Below are 20,586 nucleotides of genomic sequence, written 5' to 3'. Positions count from 1 at the left end.
GCTTGACAAGTATACTGATGATCAGCATACTGATCAATAAGGAACAGCGAGGGAGGGTGGTCACGTGCAGTTTCATCTCAACGGCTTCCAGCCGGGCGATCCCGAGATCTTCGACGCGGCCGAACGTGTGGCAAGCCAGGGTGCGCAAGGCGCGCTACCGGGCGAAACCGATGTCCTCATCGTCGGCTGCGGCCCGGCCGGGTTGAACCTCGCTGCCCAGCTTTCCGCTTTTCCGGACATCAGGACCTGCATCGTCGAGCAGAAGCCGGGCCGGCTGCTGCTCGGCCAGGCCGACGGCATCGCCTGCCGCACCATGGAGATGTTCCAGGCCTATGGTTTTGCCGAGAAAGTGCTGAGGGAAGCGTGCTGGATCAACGAGACCACGTTCTGGAAGCCGAGCGACCAAGACAGCAAGCATATCGCGCGCAGCGGTCGCGTGCAGGACGTCGAGGACGGCCTGTCGGAGATGCCGCATGTCGTGCTCAACCAGGCTCGGGTCCACGATTTCTTCCTGGACGTGATGCGCCGGTCGGCCGCGAAGCTCGAGCCGCATTACGCGCGGCGACTGCGCGATCTGCGGATCGATCCGGCCGCAGGCGTCGACGCACACGGCGTGACCGTCAGCTTCGATCGCATTGATCCGGAGCATGAAGGCCCGGTGGAGACGGTGCGCGCGCGCTACGTCGTCGGCTGTGATGGCGCGCGCAGCGTCGTGCGCAAGGCGATCGGCCGCGAGCTGCACGGGGATTCCGCCAATCATGCCTGGGGTGTCATGGACGTGCTCGCCGTGACCGATTTTCCCGACATCCGCTTCAAGTCGCTGATCCAGTCCGCCAAGGACGGCAGCCTGCTGGTGATCCCGCGCGAGGGCGGCTATCTCGTCCGGCTCTATGTCGAGCTTGCCAAGCTCGAGGTCGGCGAGCGCGTGGCGGGGCGCAACATCACCGTCGACGAAGTGATCGCCAAGGCACGGCGCATTCTCGCGCCATATACGCTCGAGGTGAAGGAGGTCGCGTGGTGGTCGGTCTATGAGATCGGCCAGCGCATCACTGACAAGTTCGACGACGTGCCGGAGGCCGAGGTCGCAACGCGGCTGCCGCGCGTGTTCATCGCCGGCGACGCCTGCCACACCCACAGCCCGAAGGCGGGGCAGGGCATGAACGTGTCGATGCAGGACACGTTCAATCTCGGCTGGAAGCTCGCCGCCGTCCTGGGCAAGCGTTGCGCGCCGCAGCTCTTGCACAGCTATTCGGCGGAGCGGCGGGCCATCGCCCAGGAGCTGATCGATTTCGATCGCGAATGGGCAGGAATTCTTGCCTCCGCCGCCAAGCAGGGCGGCGCCGACGCGGCCAAGACCCAGGACTATTTCGTCCGTCACGGCCGCTACACGGCGGGCACCGCCACGCACTATCGACCCTCCGTTCTCACCGGCGACGACACCTTCCAGCCGCTCGCCACGGGCTTCGTGATCGGCAAGCGCTTTCACTCGGCGCCCGTGATCCGGCTCGGCGATGCCAAGCCGGTGCAGCTCGGCCATGTCGTCCAGGCCGACGGCCGCTTCCGCATCTTTGCGTTCGCGGCGGCGGAGGATCCAGCCGCGCCGGAGTCCGCCATCCGCCGCCTATGCAAATTCCTCGGCGAGGATTCGGCCTCACCCGTGCGCCGACACACCCAAGCGGGCGCCGACATCGATTCCGTGATCGATCTGCGCGCGGTGTTCCAGCAGGGGCATCGCGAGCTCGCGATCGAACACATGCCGGAGCTGCTGCTGCCGCGGAAGGGGCGTTACGGCCTCATCGACTACGAGAAGATGTTCTGTGCCGATCTGAAGAGCGGCCAGGACATCTTTGCGATGCGCGGCATCGATCGCGCGGCGGGCTGCATCGTGATCGTGCGGCCCGATCAGTATGTCGCCGACGTCCTGCCGCTCGACGGCGTCGGGAGACTGTCGGCGTATTTCGACGGCGTGCTGCTGCCGGTCCGCTGAGGCACGCCGATGGTAAACGAAACCCAAATCCGTCCCTCGGATTTCCAGGCTTTGCGCTAGTCAGATCCCAAGGTTTCCTTGCTACAAACGAGGTCTCCGGAATGGACGATTGAGTGGGTGAGACGTCGAAATGTTGATGTTGGCGAACCGTCGCAAGAGTGAACGTCGGCTGTGCAGGAGGATCGCGAAGATTCACTACGGCAACGGCAGCCTGCCGCGGGACTGCACGGTCACGGATATTTCCGACGGCGGCGTCAAGGTGATCGCCGAATTCGTCGAGATTCCCCCGCAGTTCACCATCGTCTTCGCGCCCGACCACCAGCGCAAGTGCCGGCTGGCCTGGCGCATCGGCTGCGAGTTCGGCGCCGAATTCATCGATTGAGGCGGGCCGGCCGCGCCTGCTTAACGGGACCTTAGGGTTAATCTGCCAGCGTGCAGATCATCAGGTCTCGAAGTAGTTCAGTTGCATGCGTACGCGGCCCCTTCGCTCTCTCCCTCTGCTCCGGCCGGCTGCGTTCGCGCTGTCGTTCACGGCCGTGCTGCTCGGTCTCGGCGCCTGCCAGACCACCGATCTCAGCGAGGTCACGGGGGCACTGGGCGGCAATCCCGAAAAGAGCCGCGCTGCCGCTGCCGACCCGCGCGCCGAGATCGATCAGCTCCGCGAGCGCTTCCGCGCCAATCCCAACGATCCCGAGGTGGCGCTGCGCTATGGCAGCGCCCTGCGCGGCACCGGCCAGCGCTCGCAGGCCGTCGCCGTGCTGGAGCAGGCGAGCATCGCCAGCCCCGGCAACAAGGCGCTGCTGGCGGCCTACGGCCGTGCGCTCGCCGACAACGGCAATTTCCAGCAGGCGTTCGACGTGCTCAGCCGTGCGCATTCGCCCGAGGATCCCGACTGGCGCATCCTGTCGGCGCAGGGCGCCACGCTCGACCAGATGGGGCGCAACGAGGAGGCCCGGCAATACTACATGACGGCGCTGAAGATCGCCCCTGACGATCCCTCGGTGCTGTCCAATCTCGGCCTGTCCTACGCGCTCTCCAACGAACTGCCCAAGGCCGAGGAGCAGTTGCGCAAGGCCAGCGCACACCCCGATGCCAGCCCGCGGGTCCGGACCAATCTTGCCGTCATCGTCGGCCTGCAGGGCCGGATGAGCGAGGCCGAGAGCATCGCGCGGTCAGGGCTGCCGCCGGAGCAGGCCAATGCCAGCGTCGCCTATGTGAAGCGCATCCTGGAGCGCCGCAAGATCGCGCAGCGCGAGCTGTCGCCGCGCCGCGACCGTCCGGTGGCCGGCGAGCCCGACAAGGCGCTGGCGCGGGCGCTCAGCCGGTCCGACGACTAGAGCATGATCCGGAAAAGTGGAAACCGGTTTTCCCTCGCGACAAACGCCAAAGGCGTTTGCGCGGAGATCATGCTCAAACAAGCAGATGAGATCATGATGCCATTCCGTGGAATCGCATCATGATCTAAGGCGCTATTTTGCGCCGAGAAGTTTCGCGATCGGCGCCAGCAGCGAGCCGCGCTGCGGCTTGTGGTCGATCCGTCCCGTGAGCCGGTTCGCGATGTCCTGGAACAGTTTTGGCGTGCGGCTCAGCCCCGATATCTCCGCGATCATCTGGCCGTTGTTGGCGGCGGTGCCGAACAGCTTGCAGTCGAACGGGATGATCGCGACCGGCTCGGCCTCGACGGTCTTGGCGAAGCGCTTCAGGTCGATCTCCGGCCGCTTGGGCATGCCGACCTGGTTCAGGCAATACAGCGGCGGCCGGTCGTTCGGGCGCGAGGCCTTGAGCACGCTCAGGAGATTCTTGGCGTTGCGCAGGTTCGCCAGATCGGGCTCGGCGACCACCAGGATGTCGTCGGCATTGATCAGCGCATGCCGCGTCCAGGCCGACCATTGGTGCGGCACGTCGAGCACGATGCATTGCTGGGTCATGCGCAGGGTGTCGAAGATCGCGTCGAACGCATCGGCGCCGAAATCATAGACGCGGTCGAGCGTCGCGGGGGCGGCGAGCAGGTTGAGATTTTCGGTGCATTTGGCGAGCAGGCGCTCCATCAGCGCCGTATCCGGCCGGTCCGGCTGGAACACGGCGTTGGCGATGCCCTGCAGCGGATCCTGGTTGTAGTCCAGTCCCGCGGTGCCGAACGCCATGTCGAGATCGATGACGACGGAATCCAGCGTCAGGTCGCGCGCCATGCTCCAGGCGACGTTGTGGGCGACGGTGGAGGCGCCGACGCCGCCCTTGGCGCCGACCACGGCGATGATGCGGCCGGTGATGACGGCCTCCGAGGCCGAGAACAGGCTGCAGACCGAGCGGATCACGTCGATGGTCTCGACCGGGCCGATCACATAGTCGTTGACGCCGCGCCGGACCAGCTCGCGATAGGCGACGCCGTCGGACGGGCTGCCGATCAGCACCACGCGGGTGCCGGGATCGCAGACGCTGGCGAGGTCGTCGAGGCCGCCGAGAATGTCGCCGCCGGGCCTGGTCTCGATCAAGATGACGTTCGGCGTCGGCTGCGAGTGATAGGTCTCGATCGCGCGCGGCATGCCGCCCGCCTTGATCGTGATGTGCGCCTTGCCGAGTCTTCGGTCCTGGCTCGCCGCGAGGATCGCGGCCGAGGTCTGGTCGGTTTCGCAGAACGCCTGCACCGAGACGCGCGGGACCGGCGCGATGTGATCGTCGAGGGCCGGGCCGGTGGGGCCGGGCTGCTCATCCTGGCTCTGACGGGACGCGTTGATCATTTGCCTGTATCGCTGAGCTTGGCCTTGTCTGACTCCGGATACGCCACCGCCGTCGACTCGCCCTTGCGGTACTTCTCGAACAGCGCGGAGCGGCGCGGCGTGTAGGCGGCCATCTCCGAGCGCGGCTGCTCGAGATCGGCCGGGTTGTCGATCATCGCAGCGAGATTGCGCTGCGTGGCGCAGCCGAAATTCTGATAGTGCTGGTTGCTGCTGTAGCCGGGATTGTTGATGTTCGGCCCGAGATCGTCCGGCCACAGCCCGCAGGGACCGGCGACGGCGGCGATCTTCGGATAGCTCAGCCGGATGACGGCGAGCTGCCGCGGATCGTCGGGCATGGTGTTGCGCATCGAGATCGCGTGCGAGGGAACGCCGCCGGCGGTCAGCACGGCGCGGATCTCGCGATAGGCGTCGGCCGCGGCGCGCGCATTCGACGTGCCTGCCGGCACCTCCGCCATGATCCCGCCGGTGCCTTCGCGCAGCCATGAGCGCGCGAGCCCCGCGACGTCCACGCGCTGCTGGTAGGTCAGGCCGCCGCGTCCGCTGCCGATGAAGACGACGGTCGACTGCCGGCCTTCCTCGATCGCGATCGGATGGCGGATCTTGTAGTCGTCCGGGATCGTCGCGACGACCTCGCCGGTGGTGGTGTTGCAGGCGCCGAGCGTGAGCGCCAGCCCCGCGATGGCGCCGATCCGGCGCAGCGTGCGTCCGCCGTCTGGTGTGGATGTTGCCGACATGATCGTTCCCCCGTACCCGTCGTCCCGCAATCTCAGTCGATGATGAAGCCGAAGCCGGCCGGCTGCCCCGTGGCCGCGTCGACCCTGGCGGCGATGCCGTACAGCCGGTTCATGCGGCCGAGCAGCGCCGACTCCGAGTCGGTGGCCGGCGCGAAGCCGTCGTCCGGACGCGACAGCTCCTTCTGCGCCACGGCGCGCACGACATAGGGCGTCACCAGCACCATCAGCTCGGTCTCGTTGTTGACGTAGTCCTGGCTGCGGAACAGCTGGCCGAGCACCGGCAGCTGATTGAGCCCGGGCAGGCCGTTGATCGCCTGCTTGGTCTGGTTCTGGATCAGGCCGGCCATCGCCATCGAGCCGCCGGAGGGGATCTCGACCGTGGTCTCGGCGCGGCGGGTGCGGATCGCGGGGATCGTCACCGACGAGGTCGAGGCCGAGGTCAGCGCATACGACACCGTGATCGCATTGTCGTTCGACAGCTCCGACACCTCGGTCATCACCCGCAGGCTGATGCGTCCTTCGCTGAGCACGACCGGCGTGAAGTTGAGCGAGATGCCGAACTTCTTGTAGGTGATCGACGTGCTGCAGACCCGCGTGGTGGGATCGCAGGAATAGCCGCCGGGAATCGGGAATTCGCCGCCGGCGATGAAGGTCGCGGATTCGCCGGAGATCGCGGTCAGATTGGGCTCGGCCAGCGTCTTGGTCACGCCCGCCGTCTCCATCGCGCGCATCGTCGCCGAGACCGACGACAAGCCGCCGCCGGTGGCGGAGAGGCCGTTGGTGCCGACCAGCGACCTGCCATAGGCGGTGAACGGGTTGGTGTTGTTGAAGTTCACGACCGCGGTGCCGTAGGTCATGCTGGCGCTGAGATCGATGCCGAGCTGCTTGACGATCTCGCGCCGGACCTCCGACACGTTGACCTTCAGCATCACCTGGTCGCGGCCGCGCACGACGATCGAGTTGACCACCTTGTCGGCACCGCCGACGAGGCGAGCGGCGATCTCGCTGGCCTGCTGCGCCTCGACCGGGCTCGACACCGATCCGGTCAGGATCACGCCTTCGCCGACGCCGTCGATCTTGACGCCGGGAATGCTCTGGCTCAGCGCCTGGCGCACGCCGTTGAGATCGCGCTTGATCGCGATGTCATAGGCCGCGACCTGCTGTCCCTCGCCGTCGAAGAACACGACGTTGGTCTGGCCGACCGCCGCGCCGATGATGTAGGCGCGCCGGGCCGAACGGACGACGGCGTTGGCGACCTTGGGATCGGCGACCAGCACGTCCTTGACGTCCTGCGGGAAGTCGACGACCACGGACTTGCCGATGCCGAGCGAGAGGAAGCGAACCTTCGACGACCCGACCGACACCACAGGCGTCTCCAGCCTGTCGTCAGCCGCCTTCACCGGCGTCAGCGCCGGATTGAGCGCGAGGCCGATCACGGCCGATGTCGATAGCGCGCGGACGACCCACGTCCCGAATTTTGCGCGTTGATGCCCACCCATCATCTTCCTCGTCCTTTCGGTCACTTCTGCGCCGTGAGCGAGCTCGTGATCCCATAGCGAATGATCTCGATGGCGCTGCCCCGTCGCGCCATCTGCTGCTGTTGCTGCGTCTCGGTCTTGTTGCCGTCGGCGGCGTTCACGTCGGCGATGCTGCGCAGCGCCAGCGCCAGCGAGCCGGCCTGTCGCGCGCGCGCCAACGTCTCGGCCTGCTCGGGCTTGAGCTCGAGCGTCACCGTCTTGCCGACGACGGTGTTCTGGCCTTCCTTCTCCTTCGGCGCCTGGTCGATCGCGAGCACGCGGACGTTGGAGAGAATGATCTCGGAGCTGACGAAGTCGGCGGCACCGGGCTTGTCCGGATTCTTGTCGCGCTTCGACAGGATGACGTCGACGCGGTCGTTCGGCAGGATGAAGCCGCCGGCGCCGGTCTCGGGCGAGATCTCGGTGGAGATCGCGCGCATGCCTGCAGGCAGGATCGCCGCCATGAAGCCGGAGCCGTCCGCCTTCACCAGCTTCTGCTCGCGGATCGGCTCGCCGATCACGAACGGCGAGCGGGCGATGGTGCCGACCAGCTGATTGGCCGCCTCGGGACGGTCGCCGCGCCGGATGAAGATGTTGCTCGCGGCCTCGGGCCAGGTCTGCCAGATCAGGTCGCCGGGCTTGATCGCCTGACCGAGCCCGATGTCGTTCTTGGCGACCAGCACCTCGACCGTCGGCAATTGCACGACCGGCGCCGCCGGCGTCTGCCGCTGGCCGTCGGAATTGCTGACCAGATAGGCCGCAACGCCGCCCGCGCCGAGAGCGATGGTTAACACCACGATGCGTGCGGTCATCATACGCGTGACTACTTTGCTTACTCATACGCCTGGGGCGACGCGCGAGCCGACTGACAGCCGTCCCCCTCACTTACGACTAAGCGGCAATAGTATATGCGAAATTGAACAGCATAGGCGGCAGCCGCTGCCGTGCGGACCGATTGCGCAAGTGGTGAACAGGTTGTTAGCGAGCAAATAGCGAAACGACGCGAACGTGTTAGCTGTTTGCTGGCAGCGCGGTTGCGCGCGCTGATAGTTGCTCACCCGATTGAATGAAATTGTGAGTTGCAGCCGCGCCTCGGTGGTCGCCCGTTAGGATGAATCATTGACTAATCACGTTGAACGCGAACGCACTCTCATCGTGAGACGGTGTGCGTCTTGACGCGATCGCGCCGCGGCTGATGCGATCAGCCGTTCGTGCCTGGGACGAACACGTGCCGCGCCCCACCGTAATCTGACGGGCCGGCATTTTCAGAAAGCGGAAACGGGTTGGACATACGATTCCGTTGAGCGGGATTTCCGTTTCGGATTCAGATTTCCTCAAGAATTTGCGCGCACGGTCCGGGGCATGGCGGCTTTGCCCATTTCGAGTTAGTTCGACCGAAAATGCACGCAGAAATTGTAACAGGCATATCGTGCCTCGGCGGGGGCCGGGCCATCGTCGGGGACATCATGGGTTCGAGGGGAGACGTGCAATGTCGGTTGCTCGATTCCTGAAGCAGCGCGCGGTCAGGATTCAGGCGGTCGGGTCCTACACGCTTTCGAACTGGTATTCCCCGGAAGGACGGCTGCGATCCTTCGCCTGCCGCACCACGCGGGTGTCGCCGTTTCGCGCGCTGCTCGAGGTGCCCGTGGTCGGCAAGGTCGGCGATCGTCTGACCTCGTATTTCCGCGACTTCGGCAAGTTCGAAGGCGAGATCAGCGACACCGTGCATGGCGGCTTTCTGCTCGAGCTGGAGATGACGCGCGCCGAGCGCGCCAAGCTCGCCGAGAAGCTGGTCTGGCTGGAGAAGAAGCAGAAGGATCCGTCGATCCGCGACTCCCGCCGCGATGCGCGCTTCGTGCCGAACTCGCCGCATTCGGCGCTGACGCTCGCCGACGGCCGTTGCATCCCGTGCTTCGTGATCGATGCCTCGATGTCGGGCGCGGCGGTGTCGGCGGAGATCCAGCCGGAGATCGGCACGCCGCTGGCGGTGGGCAGTTGCATCGGCCGCGTCATCAGGCATTTCCCCAGCGGCTTCGCCGTCCGCTTCGTCGACCAGTTGCCAGGCGCCAACGAGCTCGAACGGCGGGTGATCACGCCGCCGGCGCGCCCGATGCGGCGGAAGCTCGTGGCCCACGGCGATGACCGCCTGATCGGGGCGCCCGAGGACTTCTTCCTGGTGTGACGGCGGCGCTCCTGCGGCGTTCGACGGCGGCCGCTCCGGCCTGCGCGGTTTCGCGTATGGAGCGATGGCGGGAATCGCGGCATGGGAACTGGCGGCCGTCCGCACGGTTAACGCGATGTTAATCGGCATCGTGAAAGCTTGCGTTGCCGGGTGCATTGCCAGGAGGACCAGTCCCATGGAGGCCCAGAAGACCGCGGTGGATGCCATCGTCGTCCTGACCGGCTGCGACCGCGATGCGGTGGCCGTCTTCATCCGCCGCATGTATCTCGCCGGCGTCCGGGACCCCAAGCGGCTGACCTTCAAGGGCCTGCAGGAGCTGACGCGGGCTTAGCATGATTGCAGCCGGGGCCGGCGGCTGTTGCAGCCGGGTCACGCCGTAGAACTTTCAACCCCGATTCCCGTTCACAACCCATGTGCGAAGGGATGCGGCCGGCCGCGCTTGCGGCTAAATTGAGGCGCTTGGCCGGCATCAGAGCACCATCTGAATCCTCGCCCAGAAGGCGACACGGTTCTGCGCAACACGCTCTGAGCGGCCGGATCATGGGTACCGGACATGCTCAGACAGCTCTTCGCGCCACAGCTCATCGGCCTCTACATCCTGATCGGGGCCACCCTCTACGTTCACTTCCGCGGCAAGCAGCGGCTGCGCTTCGCCCGCCAGCTCGGCGACCACTCGACCTATCTCGCCCCCTATAACGTGCTGATGTATGCCGGCTCGGCCGTGCCCAACACGCCGGTGATCCCGGTCGAGCAGTTTCCCGAGCTGAAGACGCTCACCGACAATTGGCAGGAGATCCGCGAGGAGGCGGTACGCCTGTTCGACGAGGGCTTCATCCGCGCCGCCGCCGCCAACAACGACTGGGGCTTCTACTCGTTCTTCAAGAGCGGCTGGAAGCGCTTCTATCTGAAATGGTACGACGACTTCCTGCCGTCGGCGCGCACGCTGTGCCCGAAGACGGTCGAGCTGCTGAACGCCATCCCGAACGTCCACGGCGCGATGTTCGCGATGCTGCCGCCCGGCGGCAAGCTCGGCGCCCACCGCGACCCGTTCGCCGGCTCGCTGCGCTATCACCTCGGCCTCGTCACGCCGAACTCCGACAAGTGCCGCATCCTGGTCGACGGCGTGCCCTGCGTCTGGCGCGACGGCGAGGCCTTCATGTTCGACGAGACCTTCATCCACAGCGCCGAGAACGCCACCGAAATCAACCGCATCATCCTGTTCTGCGACGTCGAGCGCCCGATGAAGCTCGGTTTCATGACCGCGATCAACCGCTGGGTCAGCCACCACATCGTCAAGGCGTCTGCGACCCAGAACATCGAGGGCGAGCACGTCGGCGTGCTGAACAAGGTGTTCGGCAAGCTGTACGAGTTTCACCTGGCGACGCGCAAGGTGAAGGCGTGGAATCGGACGGTGTACTACGCGGCGAAGTACACGCTGACGGTGGTGATCGCGGGTGCGATCGTGGTGTCGGCGTTTCGGTGAAGGGGAGTAGGACGGATTGGCGGAATGCAATCCGCCGTTCTTCGGCAACAAGGAACGCGGCCAAGCATGCATACGCCCTTCGATTGTCGCGTCTATGCGCAGCATTCTATGACGACTCCGCAAAATCGTACTCGAAGGCAAAGTTGTAGTCTGCTCGAATTTGCGCGGCCATACGCCTTAACTCGATTGCGTCAGGTGCAAGAGTTTCAGCTAGCTCTGCTTCGACCTCCAATGCTTTGGCGTATAGGATCCATTCCTCCGGTCCTTTTTCTGGAAGCTTATCTAGGAGTTGTCTTGCATCCTTCGGTCGCTTCTGTTCAATCAGCAGGCTTGCGTCGAGACTAACCACTGCATCGCTCGACCCTGGAAAGCTCTTGACAAAATCGATATCCCTTCTCGCGACGTCGTACTTGCCGTGTTTTGCTGCGCAAACTGCTCGAATGGAGCGAACTCGTATGCTGTCGACGCTTTCGGTCGTAAGCAAATGATTAAGTATCTCCAATGCAGCCTTGAAGTTCTGCTTCTTCATAAGCAGTTGCGCCATGCGTATGTCTGATTGACCGTTATCATCAGGCATCTGTCGAAGTCCACGAATCGCCGCTTCTGCTGCAGCGAAGTCATTTCGCGCTAAATCTACTCCGATCTGAAAATCAGCAAACATCGCGCTATCGCGTATTAAGTCAGAATTGTTGCGGAGCAATTTTCGTAAGTCCGCTAGTCGGCCAGATTTCTTATAGGCAAGAGCTAGTTCGTGGACCGCCGATCTATTCAGTTTTTTGTCTCGTGCCGCTTCGATTAGTAGTTCTATCGCTTTCGAATACTTTCTTTGTCGTCTAAGCGAGTGTCCACGTAAAAAGGCAACTGACCGGTAGCGCTTTTTCTGCATTGTTTCGATAATCTCATCCGCATCTAAGTATTTTCCGAGCCGAATATTGGCGCGGGCGACGGTCGATAGCACCTCTTCTCTAGCGGCCTCGCTCATCTTCATTTGATCGGAAAGATGACCCCACCGGATTACGAGGTTAAGTTTTTCAGGGTCGTCTTTTCCGCGAGCGTACGTGTCTCTCAAAACATCTACTAGCATACCGGGAGTCAGTAGAGGGCGAAGTTCGGGCGGAAGTGATGATCCCTCCAGGGAGTGCATAAAAACGAACGCCTCGAAAAGATCGTTGTTAAACTTCCCCTTTGCCTGCGCTTCTTTCCATTCTGCGGACATCTGCCTTGCGAACTTCTTCAGGAGTTCGGGCGAAGTAACATTGAATCTGCGATAGAGGAAGCGGATGGCTGGCGATATTGAGTATAGCGGTCCTGTCGCTGTAATAAGGCAGCCAAGGACCAAATCGTCGACGGCTTTGAAAAAACGTTCGTGGCTAATGTTGTTGTCTGATGTAAGTATTCTCTCCAAAAGCCCTCCATTCAGGGACGGTACCCAGCTTAGCAGAGAAAGTATTTTGCGTTGATCGTCAGAGAGTGCTTCGGACTCAATGTTTTCACCGAGTATAGTGTTTTGAATATTGAAGAGTTGGCGAGGGTCGCGCTCTAGAGTGTGTGCTCCTTTGATTGCCGCCAGTCGGATCGCTGCGTTTGCAACGTCGGCATGTCCGCCGATTGCACGAATAAGCTCATTTGAAATCGACATATTCTGTAAGCCGAATCGCTCAGAGGTTCTAATCATGAGCGCTCGGATATCTTGATCATCTAGTTCTTCAACTCGCATTTGTACCACATTGTCGGTCGCTTCGACGGTCTCGTGCGGAAGTTGGCGGTTGCTGATAGCGAACAGAAGTGCCTCTTTAGGTATGGCTGAAAGCAGTGGAAGTACCCAGTCTTTCGGTGCTCCTGAGTCTTCAAAAAAGCCGCCGGCCGAAACAACCGTAACGGCTTGTCCAAGGCGACTAAAGTGATCAATTAATCGGATGACTTCTGCAACTTGATTTGCAAGGCTCAGATCTTCAAATGTCTTCCGTTCTCGTATAGCTTCTGTCGTTGGAATAACGGGCGAGATCTCCGTTCTGAGCGACTGAAAAAGGTCGATTAAATCAGCTGAACCCGACAGAGCTAGGGTGGGTCCAAAAGTTAGATTGGCATCAGTGGAGAGTGCGCTGCGCATAAAATACGCGGCAAATGTCCGCCTACCCACCCCACGGAAGCCAGTCAGAAAATATGCATTCGGACTTCTGCGCTTGCGCGCAACGTGGTCAGCAGCGATTCTTTCAAGCCTGTCTAATGTCTTGCCTCGACCAATTACCCTGGGGGCTCCTGGTGAAAGCCCGACGTTTGGTTCCAGCAGGATGCCTGTGATGTATCGTGCTATGTCAGCCTCAGACCAGCCCGCTCTCGGTATCCAGTAATTTCGGAGCCACTCAGGTAGGTCTGAAAGTTGGACGTCGTGGTCAGTAGGAAATACGAGGATGCGATGGTTCTTCTTCTGTATTTGCTGTAGCCTTGCAACGTCGATTTCAAAGCCAACCCAAGGTGATTGTTGGCTGATCTTTGAGGCAAATAGTACGAAGATAATGGAATCTTGTACGTACCTCGCCATTTCTTCGAGGAGGCGCTTGCCATTGCTGAAGCTCTCTTCGTAGAAGTAGGCTAATCCGGCTGGAAGTCGGCGACGAACTGCGGCTACAAACTCTTTGTCTACATAAGATAGGGAGAGAAACACCTTTGTGCTCATGAATGCCTCACAAGTTGTTGTTTCTACTCAATTCGGAATTGCGTTGGAAAAATCGAAGTCGTCGTGCTGGGCGTGAATCGGGTTATGATATACGTTTACGAGTGGATTGTTTAGAAACAATCGGGTGACTTCACTTGGGTTCCGGGCTCGTCATCCGCATTGCTCTAGATCTTCGCAGACTCGTCAAGTGTTCGGTAAAACATTAGCCTCTTGACGTATTCGCCAAATCAGCATTAGAATATTACCCATCCCGTTGCACGGTAGGGGACGGTTCGCGGTCGTCACGGACGTTGGCAGCGGGGAGCGGTGGACGCGGGCGGCGGCGTGTGATGAGCACGGACGAACGCTTGGCTCGCGGACGGTGAAGGCGTGTGGTTCTGATACTCCGATGCTAGTGTCAACGTCGCGACGAGGCTATGCCTCGCGCGGGGGATGGTGGCCAGAAAGCCCGGTGCACCAGGAAGAGCACGCTATAGCCTGTTAAAACCATCGTGCGGGGAGGGCCGGGTGTGTTCGGCCAGACCTGTGGTACCTGCCGCCTGCATTTTTTTCGCAGGCGGGCCACGGGCGCGGCCAGCGCCCGGCCTTCCCTGCGCCCTCCATCTGGAGAGGGCGAGAGTTGGAGCATCACTCGGGCGCGGAATGCGTCGCGAGAAGGTGGGTGCTCGTCTCAGCCTGAACGCTGTTTGAGATTGTGGATCAGTGTAGCCGCAAGGGCGGTGCCCACCCTCCCCTGGAGGGGGAGGGTCGCTCGCGCGCAAAGCGGGCGAGCGGGGTGGGGTGATCTCTCCACGCGCACCGGTGCCAGAGGAGAGATCACCCCACCCCGCTTCACGTGTCGCTTCGCTCCTCGTGAGGCGACCCTCCCCCTCCAGGGGAGGGTGAACCAGTCCTCGGCTGCGATTGGGCTTCAATGAAGGAAAGCCGTTCAGGGCGCGGACTGCGTCGCGAGAGCGTGGATGCTCGTCTCAGCCTGAACGCTGTTTGAGATTGTGGATCAGATGATGTCGCAAAGCAGGTCTCACCCTCCCCTGGAGGGGGAGGGTCGCTCGCGCGCGAAGCGGGCGAGCGGGGTGGGGTGATCTCTCAGCGGGCGCCGGTGCGAGCGGAGAGATCACCCCACCCCGCCTCACGTGTCGCTGCGCTCCTCGTGAGGCGACCCTCCCCCTCCAGGGGAGGGTGAACCCGGTGCTTGGCTGCGATCGGGCGCCAGACCGAAAAAAGCCGCGCAGAGCGCGGCTTTTTGGAAGTGTTGCGAGGACCGTGGGCGCGTCGGCTTACGCCGCCGCTGGCCCAATCGACACCTTCAGCGTGCCGACGCCGTCGACGCCGCATTCGATCTTGTCGCCGGGGACGATCGCGGCGACGCCCGCGGGCGTGCCGGTCATGATGATGTCGCCGGCGCCGAGCTCGACCTGCTGGGAGAGCTTCCAGATGATCTCCGGCACGTTCCAGATCAGCTCGGAGAGGTCGCCCTTCTGGCGCTCGGTGCCGTTGACCGACAGCCAAATCTTGCCGGTCGACGGGTGGCCGATCTTGGCTGCGGGCTGGATGGCCGAGCAGGGCGCGGAGTGGTCGAACGACTTGCCGACCTCCCAGGGGCGCTGCATCTTGCGGGAGGCGAGCTGCAGGTCGCGGCGGGTGAGGTCGATGCCGACGGCGTAGCCGTAGACGTGCTCGAGCGCCTTGTCGGTGGGGATGTTGAGGCCGCCGCTCTTCAGCGCGACCACCAGCTCGACCTCGTGATGCATGTCCTTGGTCAACGGCGGGTAGGGGATCACGGCGCCGTCCGGCTCCAGCATGTCGGCATGCTTGGCGAAGAAGAACGGCGGATCGCGCTCGTCATTGCCCATCTCGCGGATGTGCTCGAGATAGTTGCGGCCGACGCACCAGATGCGGCGAACGGGAAAGACGCCGGCTTCGCCCACCACGGGCAGCGACGGTTGCGGCAGGGCCGGAATGACGGTGGAGGCGCTCATGAAACGATCTCGGGTGCGGTGAAATGGGAGGATCAGGACGTCGCGGTCATGGGGATCACGTTCGGCCCCATGTCGCGCTGTTGCAGGCGGAAGAACGAAGCATAGCGGCCGCCACGGCGCAACAGATCGTCATGCCGGCCGCGCTCGACGATCTCGCCGGCCTCGACCACCAGGATGGCGTCGGCGTTCATGATGGTGTGCAGGCGATGCGCGATGACGATGGTGGTGCGGTTCTGGCAGAGATGCTCGATGGCCTCCTGCACCTGCCGCTCGGACTCGGAGTCCAGCGCCGCGGTGGCCTCGTCGAGCAGGATGATCGGCGCGTTGCGGATCAGCGCGCGGGCGACCGCGATGCGCTGGCGCTGGCCGCCGGAGAGCTGGGTGCCGTGCTCGCCGACCGGGGTGTCGTAGCCGAGCGGGAAGCTCATGATGAAGTCGTGGGCGCAGGCCGCCTTCGCCGCCTCGATGATCTCGGCCTCGGTCGCGCCCGGCTTGCCGAAGGCGATGTTGGCGCGGATGCTATCGCGGAACAGGTAGACGTCCTGGCCGACATAGGCGGTCTGCTCGCGCAGGGAGCGGCGCGACACGTTCGAGATCGACTGACCGTCGATCAGGATGTCGCCTTCGGTCGCCTCGTAGAAGCGAAGGAGCAGCGCCAGCACCGTCGACTTGCCGCCGCCGGACGGGCCGACCAGCGCGGTGACCTTGCCGGGCTCGGCGACGAAACTCATGCGGTTGAGCACCGGCTCGTTGTCGCGATAGGCGAAGGAGACGTCGCGCAGCTCGATCCTGGCCTGCGTCAGCTTCAGCGCCGGCTTGTCGTCGTCAGGCTGCTCGCTGGCGGGGCTGTCGACCACTTCGAGCAGCATGCGCGCGCCGACGAGCTGGCTGTTGAGATCGATGTTGAGCCGCGCCAGCCGCTTGGCCGGCTCGGTCGCCATCAGGAAGGCGGTCATGAAGGAGAAGAACTGGCCGGGCGTGGCGTTGAGCGCGACCACGGCATAGCCGCCATACATCAAACAGCCGGCGACCGCGAAGCCGCCCAGCATCTCCATCAGCGGGTTGGAACGGTTCGAGACGCGGGCCATCTTGTTGGCGTTGCGCTCGACCACCGCGATGTTCTCGTCGATGCGGGCGCGCATCGCGTCCTCGAGCGTGAACGCTTTCACGGTGCGGATGCCCTGCAGCGATTCCTGCATCGTCTCGAGGATGTCGGCATTGCCGGTGAACTGGCTGTGCGCGAGGCCCTTGATGCGCTTCACCAGCTTGCGCAACACCAGCATGGCCGGCGGCACGACGACCAGGCCGAGCAGCGACATCCAGGGATCCTGCGCGACCATCACGGCGATCATGCTGATGAGCAGCAGCAGGTCGCGGCCGATTGCGTTGATCAGCATGGTCAGGACGTCGGTGATCGACTTGGCACCGGCGGTGAGGCGGGCCAGGAACTCCGACGAATGGCGCTCGGAGAAGAAGCTGATGCTCTCGCTCATCAGCTTGGCGAACAGCTGGCGCTGGTTGTTGGCGAGGATCGCGTTCGAGATCTTCGACAGGATCACCGCGTAGCCGTAGGTCGAGACGCCCTTGACGAACAGCAGGAGCACGGTGACGCCGGAGAGCACCGCGATGCCGGGGATGCTCTTGTCGACATAGGCCTTGTTGATGACCTGGCCGAGGATGTAGGCGGCGCCGGCGCTGGCGCCGGCCGAGACGGCCATCAGCGCGAAAGCGGTGAGATAGCGACGCCAGTAGAGGATGCCCTGTTCCATCACGAGGCGGCGGATCAGGATCGCGGCGCCATAGGGATCGTCGGTGATCTTCTTCGGAAATTCGGCCATTCTGGTCCCTGGCCGCCGGGACAAATCGCCGGGCGGACAGCAGTGCTTGCCCGCTCGGGGCGGCTTTTTCAAGCCCCCCGGCGTCCGGCTAAGTCGTTGATTCTAGGCCGAGGCCCGCTGCAGCGTGCCGCTGTGGCGTTCCAGGAACAGTTTCTCCTCCCAGGTCAGGGCGTGGGCGGCGATTGTTTCCAGATCGTCATAGGTCGGGGTCCAGTCGAGCAGCGCCTTCAAACGGCTGGTGTCGGCGACCATGCTCATGATGTCGCCGGGGCGGCGCGGCGCGTATTGGACGGGAATGGCGCGGCCGGAGACGCGCCGGACGGCCTCGATGGTCTCGAGCACGGAATAGCCGCGGCCGTACCCACAATTCAGCGTGACCGAGCCGCCGCCGGTGCGCAGATAGGCCAGCGCGGCGCGGTGCACCTGGACGAGATCGCAGACATGGATGAAATCGCGGATGCAGGTGCCGTCGGGGGTCGGATAGTCGGTGCCGAAGACGTCGATCTTGGCGCGCTGGCCGGTCGCGACCTCCATCGCGATCTTCATCAGATGCGTCGCGCCGACCGTGGCAAGCCCGCTGCGTCCGAACGGATCGGCGCCGGCGACGTTGAAGTAGCGCAGCACCACGTAGTTGAGGTCATAGGCCGAGGCGACGTCGTGCAGGATGATCTCGGCCATCAGCTTCGAAGTGCCGTAGGGCGAGGTCGGACGGGTCGGCGCGCTCTCGGGCACCGGCACCTCGTCCGGATTGCCGTAGACGGCCGCGGTCGAGGAGAACACGAAGCGGCTGACACCGCGCTTGACCGCCGCATTCAACAGGCTGCGCGTGGTCATCGTGTTGTTGCGGTAGTACAGCAGCGGATCGCGCACCGATTCCGGCACCACCACCGAGCCCGCCAAATGGATGATGCTGTCGACGCCGTGCTGGCTGATGACGCCATCCACGAGATTTTCATCGCCGGCATCGCCGATGAACAGCGGTACGCCGTCCGGGACGAATGCGGAAAAGCCGGTCGAGAGGTTGTCGATCACCACGACGCTTTCGCCGGCTTCCGCCAGCGCCAGCACCATGTGGCTGCCGATATAGCCGGCGCCGCCGGTCACGAGCACGGTCATTGTTTGACGCGATCCCTGTTTGTTTTCCGGCAAACTAACGCCGGCGAAGTGAAGGACCTCTTGCGTGCATAGCGAACTGGCGGCGATGCTTAATGTTGCGTATAGGGAACCGCTGCAATTGGAGTGAGTGGTGCAAGCCGAGCGTGTTTCTGCCGCCGATCTCGACGTGATCGTGCCCAACCTGCACCGGCGCTATTCCGGCGTGACGGCGACCAACCGGATGGTGGCGCCGAAGCTGGCGCAGCGCGTGCGCGCCGCCTGGCTCGGTTCCTACGCGCCGGATGGGATTGCGCGGATCGGTGCGAGCGGCCTCTTCAAGCTGCGGGGTCGGCGGCGGCCGCTGATCTGGCACGCGCGCCGCAACAACGAGATGATCGTCGGCGTGATCATGCGCGCGCTCGGCTGGCCGTTCAAGCTGGTGTTCACCTCGGCCGCGCAGCGCCATCACAGCTGGATCACGCGTTGGCTGATTCGCCGCATGGACGCGATCATCGCCACCAGCGACATCTCGGCGTCCTATCTGAAGCGCGACGCGACGGTGGTGACGCATGGCGTCGACACCGAGATCTATACGCCGCCAGCGGATCGCGCCGCGGCCTTCGCCGAGAGCGGACTGCCGGGAAAATATGCCATCGGCTGCTTCGGCCGCGTCCGTGCGCAGAAGGGCAGCGATGTGTTCGTCGCCGCGATGTGCCGGCTGCTGCCGCGTTTTCCGGATTTTTCCGCCGTGCTGGTCGGCGCCGTGACGCCCGAGCAGATGCCGTTCGCGAGCGAGCTGAAGAAGCAGATCGCCGCCGCGGGCCTGGAGCAGCGCATCGTCATCACCGGCGAGCTCGACATCGCCGACGTGCAGCGCTGGTACCAGCGTCTCACGATCTACGCCTTCACCTCGCGCAACGAAGGCTTTGGTCTCACGCTGATCGAGGCGATGGCCGTCGGTGCGGCGCTGGTCGCGGCGCGCGCCGGGGCGGCGGAGATCGTGGTCGAGCATGGGGTCACAGGCGTGCTGGTCCCGCCCGGCGACGTCGATGCGCTGGTCACAGCGCTCGAGCCATTGATGCAGGATCCGGATGCCGCACAGGCGATGGGCGCGCGGGCGCGGCAGCGCGTGGTGGAGAAATTCAGCCTCGAGGCCGAGGCCGACAAGATCGCCGCCGTTTATCGGCGACTGGTCTGAGCGATGATGTCGGCGACGAACGCATCGAGATCGCCGCCGGCGAACAGGAAGCCGGGCAGGCCGGCCGCCTCGGCGGCGGCGATGTCCGAGGCGCGGTCGCCGATCACGAAGCTGCCCTCGCGCCTGATGGGCCAGTGCTGCATCAGGTCGAGGATCATGCCGGGCGCCGGCTTGCGCCAGGGATGCTCGCGCAGATAGCGCTCGACCGAGCCTTCGGTGTGGTAGGGGCAATAGCGGATGTCGTCGATCACAGCCCCCTGCGCCGCGAGCTCCGCCCGCATCCAGTCGTGCAGATCCATGACGTCATCTTCGCTGAACAGACCGCGGGCAACCCCGGACTGGTTGGTGAAGAGGAAGACGTGATAGCCGGAGTCATTGAGGCGCCGGATCGCGTGGGCCACATTCGGCATCCAACGGATGCGCTCGCGCGAGCCGATGTAGTTGTCGTCGTGATTGATGACGCCGTCGCGGTCGAGAAACGCCGCCGGCTTGAGCTGAGCAGTCGTCATCTAGCCCTCGTCCTGCATCAGCGCCGCTTCGATCACCTCGCAGATGCCGTGCGCCGTCGCGAGGTGGATCTGCTGGATCAGCGGCGTGTCGTCGCTCGGCGCCACCAGCATCTCGTCGCACGATTCGCCCATCGCGAGGCCTTTGGCGCCGGTGAAGCCGACCGTGACCAGCCCGCGCTCGCGCGCCTTGCGCAGCGCATTGAGGATGCTCGGCGAGCGGCCGGAGGTCGAGATCGCCAGCAGCACGTCACCCGGTGTACCGAGCCCTTCGACCTGGCGGGCGAAGACATGATCGAAGCCGTAGTCGTTGCCGATCGCGGTCAGCGCCGAGGTGTCGGTGGTCAGCGCGATGGCGGCATAGGCCGGCCGCTCCTGCTTGTAGCGGCCGACGATCTCGGCCGCGATGTGCTGGGCGTCCGCCGCGCTTCCGCCATTGCCGACGATGAGCAGCTTGTGGCCGCCGCGCAGCGCCGCGATGATCCTCGCCGCGATCCGTCGGGCGCTGGCGAGCATCGCGGCATCGTCGGCGGCGCGCTCCATGGCTGCGCGGGAGCGGGCGAGATGGTTGGCGATCGGGTCGGGTGCGCGGGTCACGTGGCGGCTCGGGTTACGTCAGGGCCGGTGTATGGGGCGCGGTGCCGCTTCGCAA

Annotated in this window: 17 protein-coding genes; 7 read left to right on the top strand and 10 right to left on the bottom strand. The window is 63.9% G+C overall.

Features of this window, described 5'->3' with window-relative positions; genetic code table 11:
- Nucleotides 1–64: 64 nt before the first annotated feature.
- From QX070_RS21085 to QX070_RS21075, 3 genes are all read left to right on the top strand, one after another.
- Complete coding sequence (locus tag QX070_RS21085) at nt 65–1,987, top strand: FAD-binding monooxygenase (protein WP_315738963.1); 1,923 nt, start codon at nt 65–67, stop codon at nt 1,985–1,987.
- 136 nt (nt 1,988–2,123) lie between these two features.
- A complete protein-coding gene (locus QX070_RS21080) occupies nt 2,124–2,369 on the top strand; it encodes a PilZ domain-containing protein (protein ID WP_315712872.1) in 246 nt (81 codons plus the stop codon).
- A gap of 85 nt (nt 2,370–2,454) precedes the next feature.
- Nucleotides 2,455–3,324 carry a tetratricopeptide repeat protein gene (locus tag QX070_RS21075; protein WP_315738962.1) on the top strand — a complete coding sequence of 290 codons (870 nt, stop codon included), beginning with the start codon at nt 2,455–2,457 and terminating at the stop codon, nt 3,322–3,324.
- Between the two features lie 132 nt (nt 3,325–3,456).
- On the opposite strand, the gene QX070_RS21070 is transcribed toward QX070_RS21075, so the two are convergent.
- The 4 genes from QX070_RS21070 to cpaB are packed head-to-tail and all read right to left on the bottom strand — an operon-like array spanning nt 3,457 to nt 7,791.
- Nucleotides 3,457–4,725 carry a CpaE family protein gene (locus QX070_RS21070; RefSeq protein ID WP_315738961.1) on the bottom strand — a complete coding sequence of 423 codons (1,269 nt, stop codon included), beginning with the start codon at nt 4,723–4,725 and terminating at the stop codon, nt 3,457–3,459.
- Nucleotides 4,722–5,459, bottom strand: a complete 738-nt coding sequence (locus QX070_RS21065) for a CpaD family pilus assembly protein (RefSeq protein ID WP_315738959.1) — start codon at nt 5,457–5,459, stop codon at nt 4,722–4,724. Before QX070_RS21065 ends, QX070_RS21070 begins: the two co-directional genes overlap by 4 nt.
- Nucleotides 5,460–5,491: 32 nt before the next feature.
- The gene (locus QX070_RS21060; protein WP_315738957.1) at nt 5,492–6,961 is read right to left on the bottom strand and encodes a type II and III secretion system protein family protein; all 1,470 of its coding nucleotides are present in this window, start codon (nt 6,959–6,961) and stop codon (nt 5,492–5,494) included.
- Nucleotides 6,962–6,978: 17 nt separating this feature from the next.
- Complete coding sequence (gene cpaB, locus QX070_RS21055) at nt 6,979–7,791, bottom strand: Flp pilus assembly protein CpaB (RefSeq protein WP_315738955.1); 813 nt, start codon at nt 7,789–7,791, stop codon at nt 6,979–6,981.
- Nucleotides 7,792–8,465: 674 nt separating this feature from the next.
- Here cpaB and QX070_RS21050 point away from each other — a divergent pair.
- From QX070_RS21050 to QX070_RS21040, 3 genes are all read left to right on the top strand, one after another.
- Nucleotides 8,466–9,158 (top strand): PilZ domain-containing protein, encoded by a 693-nt coding sequence (locus tag QX070_RS21050; protein ID WP_315738954.1) that lies wholly within the window; start codon nt 8,466–8,468, stop codon nt 9,156–9,158.
- 175 nt (nt 9,159–9,333) lie between these two features.
- On the top strand, nt 9,334–9,489 hold the full coding sequence (locus tag QX070_RS21045) for a hypothetical protein (protein WP_315738952.1): 156 nt from the start codon (nt 9,334–9,336) through the stop codon (nt 9,487–9,489).
- A gap of 222 nt (nt 9,490–9,711) precedes the next feature.
- Nucleotides 9,712–10,641 (top strand): aspartyl/asparaginyl beta-hydroxylase domain-containing protein, encoded by a 930-nt coding sequence (locus tag QX070_RS21040; protein ID WP_315738950.1) that lies wholly within the window; start codon nt 9,712–9,714, stop codon nt 10,639–10,641.
- A gap of 106 nt (nt 10,642–10,747) precedes the next feature.
- On the opposite strand, the gene QX070_RS21035 is transcribed toward QX070_RS21040, so the two are convergent.
- The 4 genes from QX070_RS21035 to galE form a co-directional block, all read right to left on the bottom strand.
- Nucleotides 10,748–13,318: a TIR domain-containing protein gene (locus tag QX070_RS21035; RefSeq protein ID WP_315738949.1), complete on the bottom strand. Its 2,571-nt coding sequence runs from the start codon at nt 13,316–13,318 to the stop codon at nt 10,748–10,750.
- Between the two features lie 1,277 nt (nt 13,319–14,595).
- Nucleotides 14,596–15,297, bottom strand: coding sequence for a fumarylacetoacetate hydrolase family protein (locus QX070_RS21030; RefSeq protein WP_315738947.1), 702 nt, complete (start codon nt 15,295–15,297; stop codon nt 14,596–14,598).
- A gap of 32 nt (nt 15,298–15,329) precedes the next feature.
- Nucleotides 15,330–17,135: an ABC transporter ATP-binding protein gene (locus QX070_RS21025; protein ID WP_315738945.1), complete on the bottom strand. Its 1,806-nt coding sequence runs from the start codon at nt 17,133–17,135 to the stop codon at nt 15,330–15,332.
- 102 nt (nt 17,136–17,237) lie between these two features.
- Nucleotides 17,238–18,251, bottom strand: coding sequence for a UDP-glucose 4-epimerase GalE (galE, locus tag QX070_RS21020; protein ID WP_315738944.1), 1,014 nt, complete (start codon nt 18,249–18,251; stop codon nt 17,238–17,240).
- A gap of 130 nt (nt 18,252–18,381) precedes the next feature.
- Here galE and QX070_RS21015 point away from each other — a divergent pair, with 130 nt between their 5' ends.
- Nucleotides 18,382–19,428 carry a glycosyltransferase family 4 protein gene (locus QX070_RS21015; RefSeq protein ID WP_315738943.1) on the top strand — a complete coding sequence of 349 codons (1,047 nt, stop codon included), beginning with the start codon at nt 18,382–18,384 and terminating at the stop codon, nt 19,426–19,428.
- Here QX070_RS21015 and QX070_RS21010 read toward each other — a convergent pair.
- Nucleotides 19,410–19,937, bottom strand: coding sequence for an HAD family hydrolase (locus tag QX070_RS21010; protein ID WP_315738942.1), 528 nt, complete (start codon nt 19,935–19,937; stop codon nt 19,410–19,412). The genes QX070_RS21015 and QX070_RS21010 overlap by 19 nt on opposite strands.
- Nucleotides 19,938–20,477: a D-sedoheptulose 7-phosphate isomerase gene (locus QX070_RS21005; protein WP_409998114.1), complete on the bottom strand. Its 540-nt coding sequence runs from the start codon at nt 20,475–20,477 to the stop codon at nt 19,938–19,940. It abuts the gene before it with no gap.
- Nucleotides 20,478–20,586: the final 109 nt, after the last annotated feature.

Source organism: Bradyrhizobium sp. SZCCHNR1093, assembly GCF_032381175.1.
Lineage (GTDB): Bacteria > Pseudomonadota > Alphaproteobacteria > Rhizobiales > Xanthobacteraceae > Bradyrhizobium.
The sequence above is the reverse complement of the archived record's forward strand: the minus strand, read 5'-3'. Positions and strand labels throughout refer to the sequence as shown.

Bases quoted from the DNA above. Each gene is read 5' to 3' on its own strand.
- QX070_RS21035 (WP_315738949.1), bottom strand. From the start codon at position 13,318: ATGAGCACAAAGGTGTTTCTCTCCCTATCTTATGTAGACAAAGAGTTT.
- QX070_RS21045 (WP_315738952.1), top strand. From the start codon at position 9,334: ATGGAGGCCCAGAAGACCGCGGTGGATGCCATCGTCGTCCTGACCGGC.
- QX070_RS21070 (WP_315738961.1), bottom strand. From the start codon at position 4,725: ATGATCAACGCGTCCCGTCAGAGCCAGGATGAGCAGCCCGGCCCCACC.
- QX070_RS21065 (WP_315738959.1), bottom strand. From the start codon at position 5,459: ATGTCGGCAACATCCACACCAGACGGCGGACGCACGCTGCGCCGGATC.
- QX070_RS21040 (WP_315738950.1), top strand. From the start codon at position 9,712: ATGCTCAGACAGCTCTTCGCGCCACAGCTCATCGGCCTCTACATCCTG.
- QX070_RS21075 (WP_315738962.1), top strand. From the start codon at position 2,455: ATGCGTACGCGGCCCCTTCGCTCTCTCCCTCTGCTCCGGCCGGCTGCG.
- cpaB (WP_315738955.1), bottom strand. From the start codon at position 7,791: ATGATGACCGCACGCATCGTGGTGTTAACCATCGCTCTCGGCGCGGGC.
- QX070_RS21050 (WP_315738954.1), top strand. From the start codon at position 8,466: ATGTCGGTTGCTCGATTCCTGAAGCAGCGCGCGGTCAGGATTCAGGCG.
- QX070_RS21060 (WP_315738957.1), bottom strand. From the start codon at position 6,961: ATGATGGGTGGGCATCAACGCGCAAAATTCGGGACGTGGGTCGTCCGC.
- galE (WP_315738944.1), bottom strand. From the start codon at position 18,251: ATGACCGTGCTCGTGACCGGCGGCGCCGGCTATATCGGCAGCCACATG.
- QX070_RS21010 (WP_315738942.1), bottom strand. From the start codon at position 19,937: ATGACGACTGCTCAGCTCAAGCCGGCGGCGTTTCTCGACCGCGACGGC.
- QX070_RS21080 (WP_315712872.1), top strand. From the start codon at position 2,124: ATGTTGGCGAACCGTCGCAAGAGTGAACGTCGGCTGTGCAGGAGGATC.
- QX070_RS21025 (WP_315738945.1), bottom strand. From the start codon at position 17,135: ATGGCCGAATTTCCGAAGAAGATCACCGACGATCCCTATGGCGCCGCG.
- QX070_RS21030 (WP_315738947.1), bottom strand. From the start codon at position 15,297: ATGAGCGCCTCCACCGTCATTCCGGCCCTGCCGCAACCGTCGCTGCCC.
- QX070_RS21005 (WP_409998114.1), bottom strand. From the start codon at position 20,477: ATGGAGCGCGCCGCCGACGATGCCGCGATGCTCGCCAGCGCCCGACGG.